Raw genomic sequence first — 13,960 nt, 5'->3', positions numbered from 1 at the left:
TTTACAAATTGTTTGTCGGTTTTACATCACGTCTTCGCTTACTGATATAGCACTTGTGAAAAAAGCTTCGGGTAACACAGTTGTATGGACTCAAGAAGCCTTTCATAACATTCATTATCATTAAAGGCTAAACGTGATGACAACAACTACGCAAAACTATTCTCATACAGTAGACAAAACCTATTCATTAAATCTGTCACAAAAGCTGCAGCGTCTGGCACTCAAAGTATGCTGCAATACGGCACCAGCACTAGGTGTTAAAGTAGCTCTGTACCACTTTATGCATACACGTAAACGTCGGCCTTATGCACTCAAAGAACTTCCGCCTGAATTACATACTGCTACCTTATCTTATCGAAATGGACATATTGTTACTCACACTTGGGGCTGTGGAGATAAAATTATTTATCTTGTTCATGGCTGGGAAAGTAACTCAAGATGGATGAAAGGATTTATCACACCATTGCTTAAAGATGGCTACAAAGTTATTGCCTTTGATATGCCTGCTCATGGACGCTCAAGTAAACAAGCGACTCATTTAGGTGATTTTGCAGCCACCCTTGAGTTTGTGATATCAGTTTATGGCAAACCATTTGGTATTGTAGCCCATTCTTTTGGCGGTACAGCTACTGTGCTTCTACTCAGCAAAAACCAAGATTTGTTGCCTAAAAAGCTCTGCTTAATTGCGCCGATGAAGTCCCTCGACAGCCATTTTCAAGTCTTTAATACTGTGACTGGATTGTCTGAAACTATTATGGATAAACTCTTTTTAACACTTAAAAAGCATTATGCCCTAGAAGCAAAAAAAACCGACATTACCCAACTAATAAAAAGCATCAAAATACCCGGTTTGTTAATTCATGACGAAAATGATCGCTTGATCCCTGTGACAGTGGCTAATCATCTGGCAACTGCGTGGACAGGTGCTCGTTATTTAAAAACCAATGATCTGGGACATAGAAAAATTTTACAAGACTCACAGGTTATTCGTGAAGCGACTGACTATATTTTGGGACCTAACTAAAGTCAGCGCCACTGACTTTGGCTTTTTTTTAAAAAAAATAGATATAGCTTGTCGTTTTTATTGTTGTTCAACGCTTACTTACTCAACACCTTTGTAAATATGGACTTGGTAAATATGGATACATACTCTTTTAAAACTCACTACTTCAACTGGATTATCCAACGGCCGAAGAGGGTTACCTTACTCTCGTTTTTGATGGTTTTGGTTATGGGATTAGGGATAGCCAAAGTGCACAAAGAATCATCGGTAGATGCCTTTGTTCCACAAAACCACCCAGCTTCATTAGCGAGGGAGCAAGCGGCAGCCATTTTTGGTTTAGAAGATCCAATTATTGTGGGTTTAGTTGCGCCGAAAAATTCATCTGTTTTTACACCAGAAAACATCGAAACCTTACGCCGTGTAGAACAAAAAATTAGAGCTCTTCCAAATGTAAAAAAACAGAGTTTTATTAGCATTTTGAATGAAAGCGCTATTCATGGTGAAAATGGCGATTTAATTGTAGAGCCAATTGTACCTGCTGGGCCAATTTCCCCGCTAGATGCACAACAAGCACTTGAACGAGTCAATAGCATGAGCATGATGAGAGGTTTATTGGCTTCACAAAGTGGTGATGCACTAACACTAATTATTCCCGTTGATGATGCCAACCACGCCACCGAAACATATACTGAAATTTTAGCGATTGCGAATGCCGAATCTAGGCCCTACCTAAAAGTCCATGTGACAGGTGTGGCATCCATGAACGGTCGATTAGCCCAGATGATAACGCAAGACAGTCGTAAGTTTATCCCTGTTGCAATATTCACTGCCCTTATGATTATTTGGTTAGCATTACGTAATGTACGTGGCTTAATTGGTCCGTTTTATATTATTGCAGGATCTGCCGCAATGACGATCGGCTTAATGGGATGGTTAGGAGCTGAGTATTATTTAGTCACTACAGCTTTACCTGTCATTATTATGGCCATTGCTATCGCTGATAGTCTGCATATTTCAACTATATTTTTACACAAATGCCGCTCTCAATTGACAAAAACACGGCAGCAAAATCTGCTCGATGCCCTTGAACATACTGCTCTACCCGTCACCTTAACCACAATCACCACTGTTGCAGGATTCACAGGTTTAGCCTTAGGCTCTAGCATGCAACCGATTTCAGAGTTTGGTTGGTTTGCCGCCATAGGCTCACTAATGGCTTGGTTACTGAGCTTAACGGCCTTACCCGCTATTATTATTTTAAGTAAATTACAGCCAAGTGGTGCGCAGCATGGATCTGAGTTTATCTTGGTCAACAGCTTCATCAAAACAGTCACCCAAAGAGCGTTTAACAAACCTGTACTGACGACTGGCATTGCTGCTGCTTTAATCATTGTTATGAGTTACTTTGCGCTTCAGGCTCAATTTAATTATCAAAGGCAAAGTTACTTTCAGACTGACGAGCAAGTGCGTATTGCCGACATAACAATGAATGAACGTTTACAAGGTCTAAATTTTCTAGATGTAGTGGTATCTGCACCTCAAGAAGGAGGATTAATGACCCCTGAAGCCATCAGAGGGATCGCAGATTTACAACGTAAACTAAGTGAGCAACCCTTTGTGGCTAAAACCACTTCAATTGTCGACTATATAACGTTAATGCATAGTGTTTTAACCGATGCACCGAGTGGCAGTCTACCAACCGCTAGTAATGCGCCCGCACAATATATGTTTTTGTATGAAGCGTCAGGGGATCCGGGCGACTTTAACGAAGAAATCGATTTTAATTATCAGCATGCTCTGATACGTACTCAGCTCACAACCGACAGATATAGCGACATTAAGGGCACTGTTGCTCACTTTAATGATATTACCCATAAATGGTCCCTTGAAAACGGCCTAGAAGCCAAGGTGAGTGGCAGGGTAGCGGTTAATGTGGGTTGGATGAGCCTATTAGCCGGATCCCACTTTCAAGGTTTAGGTTTAGCGGTATTATTTGTGTTCCTTGCCTCTTTATTAGTCTTTAGATCGGTATTACAAGCGTTGTTAAGTTTAGTGCCCATTGCCACTGGAGTCTTATTTACCTACGCCTTTATGGGCGTGTTCAGCATCGACATTGCACCTGCCACCTCAATGACAGCAGCGATTTCTACGGGCTTAGGGGTCGATTTTGCGATTCATCTAATTTGGAGCCTTCAGCAAGCCAAACAACAAGGTGCGAGCACTAAAGAGGCATTTGCAGGAGATTACTTAGTGACAGCTCGAGCCTGCTTATTTTCAGCATTGGCCTTAGCAGTTGCATTATGTGTTTTGTTCTTAAGTTCTGCGCCACCACTGCAATGGTTTGGTGCTTTGGTGGCCTCAGCTGCTATAGGCAGTTTGTTAGGCGCAATATTTATCATTCCGGCTCTCTACTCTCTGGGTAAAACGGAGCCGTATTTAGTCAATGTTAAAGGGACATGCTAATGAAATACTTTTACTTATACATAAACATCAGCCTTTTGGGCTTATTTTTAACAGCCGCACAGGCCTCAGAACCTGCAACCAGTTTAAGCCCATTGGACGTGGCTAAAAACGTAGTCAACCGCTCAGCTAGCAAAGCCCGTATAGGTTATATGCATTTTATTATGCGCAATAAATCGGGCTCCGAGCGCAAGCGTTCGGCATTATTAGTTCACTCTCAAGAGCCAGCACACACTAAGATCGGCATATATTTCACTAAACCTGCTGGACTGCAAAATACTAGTTTTTTAAGTCAAGACAACAGCGATAGCCAAGACCAAAACTGGCTATATCTACCTGCTACCGACAGAGTACGAAAACTGCCCGCTTCGAGCAGAGGCGACTACTTTATGGGTACCGACTTAAGTTATGGCGATATTAAAGAAAATTTTAAGTTTGCATTAGAAGATTGGGATTTTAGTTTAGCTGAACAACAAATTGAGGGCGACAAGAGTTATTATATACTGCAAGGAACCCCAAAAAATGAAGACATTAAACAAGAACTAGGCTACGCAAGTTTCACCTCTAAAATTGACGCTCAGACGTGGTTTCCAGTAAACATAAAGTATACCGATATTTATAATGCTCCCCTCAAAGAAATCTCAATTCTAGCGCTGGATATGATTGCTAAAACCTGGATAGCCACGCACTTTTCTGTTTTTAATTCACAACTGTCACATCAAACCGAAATTGTACTTAGCGATATGCAATACCTGCCTAACCTACCTTCCAACATACTCACTGCCGACGAGTTAGCTTACGGTGCGCCGCTTATGTTGTTGAATGAAGGTGAATGACAATGTTGGTATCTATGCTGGCAAAAACAACGACTAAAAATATCAAGCCCGCAATATTAGTGATACTCACATTATATTTAAGCTTTTCTGGTTTAGCTTATGGGGCATCTAATGTGTCGACTATTTGGTCTATCGACTACAGATTTAGCACTAATCTACACAACAGTGATCTAGAATTTTCGCGATTTAGTCTCGCTTCAGAAACCCGTTTTAGCTTGAGTCGTAACTGGAGCGCCCAACTTGAAGCGAGAGCCGAGTTTGCTGATGATGATGTTGGCTTAGGTACCATCAATGGCTATTCATCACTGAGTCGCCCTTTAGTTGATAAAAAACATACTCGTCTTGAATTAGATAGAGCCTTTATTCAATGGCGCAAACGTGCTCATAGTTTCACATTAGGTAAACAAGTTACGCCATGGGGGGTGTTAGACGGTGTTCAAATTACCGATCGTTTTGACCCAGTGCGCAGGCGTGATTTTATTTTTACTGACGTTAGACCTGAACGTATCGCTAGGTGGGGTGCACGCTGGCGCAATAAAATAGGCAACTTTAAACTAGACACTTCATTTGCACTCGATGGCACAATAACCCAGCAAGCAGAACCTGGAACGTTGTTTTTTACTACTTCAACACGTTTTACTGGGGGTGTAGATGTCACCAATACACCAGTTAATATAAGCAGTCAAAACCGCAACAACAGCCTTGCACAATCGACATTTGGAGCGCGTGTTTCTCATCCTTTAGGTGAAGGTGACATATCATTTTTAATGTTTAGAGGCCCAGATACAGATCCTATACTCAGCTTAACAACTCACCAATCAATCAATGAACCGATTACCGTAGAACTTAACTATCAGCGCCGCACGCTATATGGCGCAACCTATGATGTCACTATAGGTGAAACAGTGTTACGTGCCGAACTTGCGTATATTCCTGATCAACCGATTAATATTATAGGCGATACACCTTTACAGTCTGCAGATACACGTCGCTTGTTAGCCGGTTTTGGTCTTGACTGGAGCGCACCAGACCAATGGTTTGTGAATGCACAACTGGCGATTGATTATATCGATGGCGAGGAGTTAAATTTACTACGTCCTGATACAGATACTATATTAACTCTGCGAGCCCAGCGCCTATTCGTAAATGGCCGTTTATTATTTAAAGCAGAGTTGCTTGGCACCCTTAATCAGCGCGATGGTGTGTTACGACCAGAACTTGTTTATGAATATACCGACAAGCTAAAACTACGCAGTGGTATCGACTGGTTGTTTGGCGACGAAAATAGCCAATTTGGTCAATTTAAGGACAATTCAAGATTATGGTTTGCAGCTACTTATACTTTTTGAAACAAGAGAGGATGATACTTAAAACTCAAACTCACTGAGGAATGAGTTTTAAGTTGATCTTCAGCTGCCCCAGTTTTATGGTTTAGCGCGTTCAGCAAAAGTCTTAATATTTATTTCTGCCACTTTTTCCCATGCTTCGTTTGGCACCAAGACCGACATGGCATAATGGGCGATTTTCCAGTTGCCGTCGTTATTTATTAACACTCCGGTTCCGCGGAAACGTCCCCACTTTTTAGATACTGTTATTTCATCAAACCAGGCAATATTTTGTTGCTCTGAAAAATTGATGTTTCGCTCAACAGAGTGATAGGTCCAACCCGTTCCCCCAGCAAAACGCTCAGCAACGTATTTATCTAACGTCAGGGGACGAGACCAGCGTTCCCAATCATCAGTTCCCATAAATACGCCTGTATCAGTAAACGCGTTGAGATAGCTATTTAAGTCAGCTTGGCTGGCGGACTCATGTAATCCGTCGAGCACCTGATTAACGGCCTGTGTGGCTTGTTCTTTCGATTGTGCTTTCGTTTGTGCCAACATTTGGAACGAACAAAACAACCCAAGGCTGATGATGACAAGTGAGATTTTCTTCATTAGAAACTCCATTAATTAGGTTTAGGTATGACTTTGAAATATTAATTTTCAAAGTATAAGTGCGGATAAGGCAGCAACTGTGGCTTGCTGCCTTGAGTTTTTAACTAAACATTAGCCCTTAAAAGCCACCTCTAAATGTAACACCTACAGTACGCGGCGTAACACGAATGCTGGCAGGTGGATCAAAGGGTGGGCGGTCAATAGCACGCACAACTCCGTCGTCATCCAATAAATTATTGGCGAACAAGGAAATTTCGTAACCTGAAAAACGTACTCCTAAACGCAGGTTGGCTAGGGTGTAGGCATCCATTTTACGATAATTCTCATTCTCTTTACTGAACTCAGTAAAGCGATCATCTGTGTATTGCAGATTCATCCAACCGAAACCCTCTATGTTTTCATTTAGCTGCATGGAGTATTCAGCTGATGCTGTGAAAGAAGTTTCCGGTACGAAGGGAGCAGCATCGCCTTTTTGTGCGCCCAAATTTGGTACATCGGCATCCAAAGATGTATTAATGTAAGCGCCACCAGCAGAAAGGGTTAATCCTTCAATAGGTTTCACAGTGACCTCTAGTTCTATCCCTTTACTGGTAGCGTCACCTACGTTTTCTTTGAAACCAAAACCACATTCAAAACTACGACTGGTTTGCATATCCGTCCAATTAATATGGAAATAAGTCGCGTTGTAGCTAATAGTGCCTTTTGAATCACTACCTTTTACGCCCACTTCGTAGTTCCAGATTTCATCTGGGTCGAAGAAACGCGTATCACCCCCGTCACGCTCAACCTCAGCTAACTCATCAGCACACACAGAAACCGGAACGGCACCATTGATACCGCCATAGCGAAAACCTTTTGCTGCTTGAGCATACACTAGATTGTCACGGTTTAAGTGGTAAGAGACATTCAGCTTAGGGTTAAAGCCGTCGACGCTGCCTTTAGGTCGTTCATCACTGTTGGCTTCACCATTAAACAAGCCAGATTGATAAAACTCGATGTTTTGTTCCCAATTAAAGTAGCGCAGACCACCAGTAATAGAGAAATCGCCGATATCGTAATAAAGCTCACCAAATACTGCGTAAGTTTTTACGGTTAAATCGTCGAAGCCATAATACAAATGGTCAACTGGCGCACCAAAATCTGATGAGGGGGTGCCTAATATGGCGTCAACACCTGGTACCGGAAAGGTGTTTTCATAAAACACGTCTTTTTTGTCGGCATAGACGCCCACTGTCCATTGCAAATCACTATCGCTAATTGAGGCTAAGCGAAATTCTTGCACTATGACTTTTGAATCAGTGAAATCGATGAGTTCATGTGGCGTAACACTAGGTGGTAAAGCCGATTCAATCAATAAATCTAATGAACGAGGGTTAACAATAGAGCGGTCGAAGTAAGACGTAGAGCTCACCAGTTCGGCCCAATCCAAGTCGTAGGTCAGAGTTAAGTTACCGATATCCATAGTATCGTCATAACCATCAAAAGACGGGTAATCACGCACAAAAAGCGGGGTGGAATCTATGTCTACTGGACGACCATTATCTGAATAGTCATGATGTAATAAACTCATTTCTATACTTAATTCATCGCTTGGAATATACAAAGCCGATAATTTTGCACCTTTGGCATTACCGTCGTTGAGATCTTTCTCACCAGTTAGACTGTTATCAATGTAACCACCATTATCTAGGTAATAAGCACTGACGCGCACCGCGAGTTTATCTTCAATAATAGGCACGTTAACCAAAGCTTTTAGGGATGCATTTTGACTGCCGTGTTCAATGGTAGATGCACTAGCTTCGTATTTTCCTTCAAATTCAGATAAGTTGGGATCGTTAGACACCAATCTTACTGTGCCTGTCATTGAGCCTGCACCAAATAGTGTCCCTTGAGGGCCGCGAAGCACTTCTACTCGCTTAAGATCAAATAAAGCTAACTCTGGGTTCATGCCGCCCATAGAGATTGGAATTTCGTCTAGGTAAATGCCTACTGTCTCTTGGTTTTGGGTATCGTTGTCGTTGCCGCCACCGTTTGCCACGCCGCGGATCGATAAACGGGTACGCCCTGGACCATTCTGATAAGCCGTTAAGCTAGGGACCACACCTATCAAATCTGTGAAATCACTGGCTCCTAGGTTATTGATAAGATCTTCACTGACCACATTAATGCTGATGGGAACGTCATTCATCGATTCTGAACGTTTACGAGAGGTAACAACCACTCGCTCATACTCGACCTGTTCTGCCACTCCTGGGGAGGCACTTTCTTGTGCTTGGATGGCAGACGAACCAATGATTGTAGCAACGAACAGTGCAATGCGCGTTTTTGCGAACGCATTAGCACTAGTGTTTTGAAAAGTGTGTTTTATTGTCTGGGTGTATTCCATGCAGGGATACCTTATCATTAGTTTTAGTTAAGCCTAAATAGGCTGAAAAATGGCACCGAATGGGCCTCGTTACTGAGTGGTGCAAGGGTCGAAACCGCGGGACGTCCTTAGATATTTTCGAGGAGTATGACAAAGGCTGCAATCACTTATTATACTGGTTAGACCTTTACAGTATTTATAGTAGTCTTCTTTTAGCGGTAACTAATTCTGAGATTTCACAAAGTCTGACACCCATAAAAGTATAATTACTATTATTATCAAAGTCTTACAAAGTAATTCACATAAATAGAAATCGTCATTTTGGCGATATTACTGTGCGTTGTAATCAATCGAAAATCTGGCGTCAGAGTAAACTTTGTTGTATCAAAATTACAAAGGGTAACTTAACATCCCACAAACCTTGATGTTTATGGGGTGCTGCCTATTTCCAGTCAAGACTATTCATTCGCGTAATCATTCAATAACAACACCAAGACTCTTGATATATTTGTAGATAACTCGCAGATCTTGTTTTTAGTGTCTTAGTTTTGATAATCCACTCGTCTTCAGAAATATTGCCAATATAGACTAGCAAGTTACTTGGATAGCTTGTTCCCCAGCCCCCTCGGAAACACAAATTGCTTCTTAATAACCTCTCGGTCTCTGGTGTGGTACCTCCACTAGGAGCTAACCCAGCAGTATAACAATCATTACATCCACCGATTTCTACCAGCTACTTCCTTCTCGATATATCGGTCTCGCCAGCTACGCTATAGTTGGCAAATAATTATCTCAATAATGCTGCTCACAAATTAGCCTCAAATTTTGATTTGCATCAATATACTAAGACCAATATAAGTATTTAATTAGCCTATTTGACAAGGTAATACGTCACTAGAAAAGGGCGTTGTCAAAGGGGCGAAATAACAGGGCGTATTGTGGTGCAAATGGGTAGCTAAAACTAAGTTAACCTGAACTCAGATACAAATAACCAATTGTTTGAAATTGCCAATTTATGGAGCTTTGCTTTGCATGACAAAAAATCGAAACGAACACCTCTGGCACGAAATGCCAGACAAAGTGGTACTCCAGACACTTAAGGCCACATCGGCAGGTTTAGACGAAAGTGAAGTAAAATCGCGACTTGAAATCTATGGTGCGAACCTCCTGCCAGAGCCACCAAAAAGTAATGTCTTTATTCTTTTTCTACTTCAGTTTCATAACATCCTGATTTACGTATTACTCGGTTCTGCAATTATTACGGCCTTTCTGGCCCATTGGCTTGATACCTTTGTGATAATGGCGGTGGTAGTGGCCAACGCCATTATCGGCTTCATACAGGAAGGAAAGGCAGAAAAAGCGATGGATGCCATACGTCATATGTTAGCACCACGAGCTGCAGTCCTACGCGACGGAGAACGTCACAGTGTCGAAGGTAAAACACTTGTCCCCGGGGATATTGTGCTGCTGGAAGCTGGCGATAAGGTGCCGGCCGATATCCGCTTGCTTTCGGCTTACGGTATGTTGGTACAAGAAGCTATTCTTACCGGTGAATCCTTACCAGTAGAAAAAAACCTCAATACTGTTGCCGCTGCTGCGCCCCTTGGAGACCGAAGCTGTATGGTTTTTTCTGGCACGCTGGTTGCGTCCGGGCAAGGCAAGGGCGTGGTAGTCGCGACAGGTAAAGATACTGAAATTGGTCACATTAGTGGATTGCTTTCAGACGTGCAGGTGCTGACCACGCCCCTTGTCCAGCAAATGGGAATTTTCGCCAAAAGGCTGACCGCGCTGATTATTTTAATCGCCGCACTTTTATTGTTCTATGGCACTTTTACCGAGCATCATGATTTTCCTGAATTGTTCATGGCAGTGGTGGGGTTGTCTGTAGCGGCGATACCGGAAGGGCTGCCAGCGGTACTCACTATTACATTGGCGATCGGGGTGCAGGCGATGGCGAAGCGTAATGCCATCGTTCGACGTTTGCCTGCAATAGAAACATTGGGCTCTGTGTCAGTCATCTGCACTGATAAAACCGGTACCCTGACACGCAACGAGATGATGGTATCCAGCGCGGTGACACACCTACATTTGTTTTCTCTAGATGGGACAGGTTACGAGCCTAAAGGCACTTTGCGGCTGGCGGAAGCGGAAGTTAACGGGAAAGAACATGCCGTGCTGGAAGAGTTGGCGCTCGCTGCTGCATTATGTAATGACGCAAGTTTGAAGCATAGTGACGGCGTATTCATGGTCGAGGGAGATCCCATGGAGGGCGCATTGTTGGCATTCGCGGGTAAAGTTGGCATTGATGCACCGCAACAGCTGGCGGCGTGGGTGCGCACCGATGCTATTCCCTTCGATGCCAAGCACCGCTTCATGGCAACCCTGAATCATGATCATGAGCATCATGCTTGTGTGTTCGTAAAAGGTGCGCCGGAACGTATCCTCGGCATGTGTAAAGATCAACGAACCGAAGGCGGTATTGAGGCGCTTAACACGGCCTATTGGCACGAAAAAGCCGACAGCATTGCGAGTCTCGGTCAGCGGGTGCTGGCCATTGCAGTAAAATCCACAAGCCCGGAACATACCACACTTGAATACACCGATGTGGAAGGTTCACTAACGATGCTAGGGCTGGTTGGTATGATTGACCCGCCGCGCATTGAAGCAATTTCTGCGGTAAGAGAGTGCCACACAGCGGGTATTCGCGTGAAAATGATAACCGGCGATCATACAAAAACTGCTGCAGCAATAGGCAAGCATATTGGCCTGCAAAATTCTGACTCGGTTCTCACCGGAGTTGATTTGGACAAAATGGACGATGCAGCACTCAAGCTCGCAGTGCTTGAGTGCGATATTTTCGCCCGCACCAGTCCGGAGCACAAATTGCGCCTGGTTATGGCGCTGCAGTCTCATGGCATGACAGTAGCCATGACCGGTGACGGGGTGAACGATACGCCGGCACTCAAGCGTGCCGATGCAGGAATTGCCATGGGCGGAAAAGGCAGCGAGGCGGCCAAAGAAGCGGCAGAAATTGTGTTGGTAGATGACAACTTTGCCTCAATAGTAGCGGCCGTACGTGAGGGGCGTACAGTCTATGACAACATCAAAAAGGTGATTAGCTGGACACTACCTACCAACGCCGGCGAAGCGATGACAATTATTGTGGCGCTTCTATTTGGCATGACACTTCCGATGACAGCTATTCAGATCCTGTGGATAAACCTAATTACTGGTATTACATTGGGTTTGGCGCTCGCGTTTGAACCGACCGAAGAAAACACCATGCGTCGCCCACCTCGCCCAAGGGAAGAAGCGCTAATTAATCTTGAATTGCTTTGGCATATCGTACTGGTTTCCTTCCTGATCCTGTGCGGTGTTTACGGTATCTATACCTACGCTATGAACCAGGAATACGGCATTGATCTAGCGCGTACCATGGTGATTAATTTGTTAGTCGTAATAGAAATTTTTCACCTGTTTTTCATTCGAAACATCTACAGTACATCACTTACATGGAAGGCAGTGCGCGGTACCAAAGTAGTGTGGATTGTGGTGATTATTGTCACTTTGGCGCAATTTGCCATAACTTATACACCATTCCTGCAAGGGATATTCTCCACACAGTCCGTGTCTCTGCTACAGGGTATGCTCATTATTGGCATTGGTGTAGTGTTCTTTATCATCGTAGAGACTGAGAAACAAATTCGCCTTCGCCTATTTAATCAAAGTGGTTTAAGGGTATAAGTAAAACGACTTCTTTCATAAAATGAAATTACATGCTGGCTCATATATACCTCGATTTTAAATCACTGAGGGAGTGAGAGTCAGCTATTTTTCGTCTATTAATCAGCTGGTTTCATATAATTCAAAATTCTAAACAAGCGCCACCCGCTGTTATGCAAACCAGTTTTAAATATTGCTTTTGTTTATGATGATGAACGGCTGTTGATCGATCAAAGTGATCAGCCGTGATCCAATTTTCGAAAGTCTGGCTTCCGCTAGTCAGGAAATGGCTAATCAAACAGGATAACAACTGCAGCTTTTGGCATTCAGCTTACTCAGTGATGCAACCCATTGTGATAGCCAACTTTTCCTACAAGTACCAACAACTAATTCAGGCTAACCCTACAAACCAAACGGATTATCAATACTCTCGCTTGGCTCAGTAAACCAGCGGGGGCCTGTGTCTGTCATATAAAAATGATCTTCTAAACGAATACCAAACTCATCGGGAATCACTAACATAGGTTCGTTACTAAAACACATGCCTGTGGCGAGAGGGGTTTTGTTGCCGCCAACTAAATAAGGCCATTCATGAATGTCTAAACCAATGCCATGACCAGTGCGGTGCGGGCAACCGGGAGTTTGATATTCAGGGCCTAGACCTTGTGAGGCTAAATATTGGCGAGCAGCAGCGTCTACATCTTCGCAAGGCACTCCAATTTTGGCGGCGTTAAAGGCGGCGAGTTGTGCGGCTTTTTCATGATCCCAAAACTGCTTTTGCCTCGCTGTTGGCTCACCAAAAACATAGGTACGGGTAATGTCGGATATATAGCCATGCACTTGGCAACCGGTATCAATTAGCACCATATCCCCTGCTTTGAGGATTTGTGGATCTTTCACACCATGAGGAAAAGAGGTGGCGAGCCCAAAAAGTACAATACAAAAGTAGTTGCCTGCCGCGCCAACTTTTTGGTGTGCTTGCTGAATAAAGGTTTCGACTTCTGTGGTGCTTATTCCTGCGTACAGCATACTGGCAGTCGCCTGATGCACGGCCAGTGTCATATTCATGGCAGCTTGCATGAGAGCTAATTCGTTAGCTGATTTTTGCATCCTACAATGGGCTGTGACCTCTTGTGCGTTGATCAGCTTTAAGCCGGTTTGGGCTTTATTGATGCCGTCGAAGATAAAAAACTGCGCGCTTTCATCTATACCAATAGTGGCGGTATCCGCTATTTTTAATTGTTTTAATACTTCAACAAATAGGCTGTAAGGATTTTGGTGTTCTTGCCAGCCATGTATTGGCCCGTCTATGACCTTAAAACCATTTAAACTACCGATTTCAAAATAAGGCGCTATATATTGCACCCCACCCTTTGCCGGTAAAATTGCACCTACCATACGTTCACTGGCATACCATTTCATGCCAGTGAAATAAGTCAGGTTAGTGCCTGCATTGAGATAAATGGCATCTATGTTGTTGGCTTGCATATAAGCTTGGGCCTTGGCAATACGGGTTAGGTGCTCTTCGGGCTGAATAGGACTAAGGCTTTGGGTCATATCGCTTAAAGTTGCTAATGCTTGTTCTGGTGTTTGTGTGGCAATACCAATGGTTGTCATTTGTTCTCCTGCAGTT

The 13,960-nt window shown here is 43.5% G+C and carries 8 protein-coding genes; 5 read left to right on the top strand and 3 right to left on the bottom strand.

What is annotated here, in order from left to right:
- Nucleotides 1-136 precede the first annotated feature (136 nt).
- The 4 genes from GARC_RS17845 (at nt 137) to GARC_RS17830 (ending at nt 5,648) form a co-directional block, all read left to right on the top strand.
- Nucleotides 137-1,024: an alpha/beta fold hydrolase gene (locus tag GARC_RS17845; RefSeq protein ID WP_007622781.1), complete on the top strand. Its 888-nt coding sequence runs from the start codon at nt 137-139 to the stop codon at nt 1,022-1,024.
- A 207-nt stretch (nt 1,025-1,231) separates the two neighbouring features.
- Complete coding sequence (locus GARC_RS17840; RefSeq protein ID WP_226989211.1) at nt 1,232-3,466, top strand: efflux RND transporter permease subunit; 2,235 nt, start codon at nt 1,232-1,234, stop codon at nt 3,464-3,466.
- Nucleotides 3,466-4,299 (top strand): outer membrane lipoprotein-sorting protein, encoded by an 834-nt coding sequence (locus tag GARC_RS17835; protein ID WP_052151524.1) that lies wholly within the window; start codon nt 3,466-3,468, stop codon nt 4,297-4,299. Before GARC_RS17840 ends, GARC_RS17835 begins: the two co-directional genes overlap by 1 nt.
- Before the next feature lie 2 nt (nt 4,300-4,301).
- Entirely contained in the window at nt 4,302-5,648 is a 1,347-nt protein-coding gene (locus tag GARC_RS17830) for a DUF1302 family protein (protein ID WP_007622779.1), read from the top strand.
- A gap of 75 nt (nt 5,649-5,723) precedes the next feature.
- Here the strand turns inward: GARC_RS17830 and GARC_RS17825 are convergent, their stop codons facing one another.
- Nucleotides 5,724-6,239: a nuclear transport factor 2 family protein gene (locus GARC_RS17825; RefSeq protein WP_007622778.1), complete on the bottom strand. Its 516-nt coding sequence runs from the start codon at nt 6,237-6,239 to the stop codon at nt 5,724-5,726.
- A gap of 118 nt (nt 6,240-6,357) precedes the next feature.
- Nucleotides 6,358-8,625: a TonB-dependent receptor gene (locus GARC_RS17820; RefSeq protein ID WP_007622775.1), complete on the bottom strand. Its 2,268-nt coding sequence runs from the start codon at nt 8,623-8,625 to the stop codon at nt 6,358-6,360.
- A gap of 1,011 nt (nt 8,626-9,636) precedes the next feature.
- On the opposite strand from GARC_RS17820, the gene GARC_RS17815 reads away from it, so the two are divergent.
- Nucleotides 9,637-12,348 carry a cation-transporting P-type ATPase gene (locus GARC_RS17815; protein ID WP_007622768.1) on the top strand — a complete coding sequence of 904 codons (2,712 nt, stop codon included), beginning with the start codon at nt 9,637-9,639 and terminating at the stop codon, nt 12,346-12,348.
- Between the two features lie 381 nt (nt 12,349-12,729).
- Here the strand turns inward: GARC_RS17815 and GARC_RS17810 are convergent, their stop codons facing one another.
- The gene (locus GARC_RS17810; RefSeq protein ID WP_007622767.1) at nt 12,730-13,944 is read right to left on the bottom strand and encodes a M24 family metallopeptidase; all 1,215 of its coding nucleotides are present in this window, start codon (nt 13,942-13,944) and stop codon (nt 12,730-12,732) included.
- Nucleotides 13,945-13,960: the final 16 nt, after the last annotated feature.

The organism is Paraglaciecola arctica BSs20135 (assembly GCF_000314995.1).
In the GTDB taxonomy this organism is placed as follows: Bacteria; Pseudomonadota; Gammaproteobacteria; order Enterobacterales; family Alteromonadaceae; genus Paraglaciecola; species Paraglaciecola arctica.
This window is presented reverse-complemented; position numbering and strand designations above follow the sequence as displayed.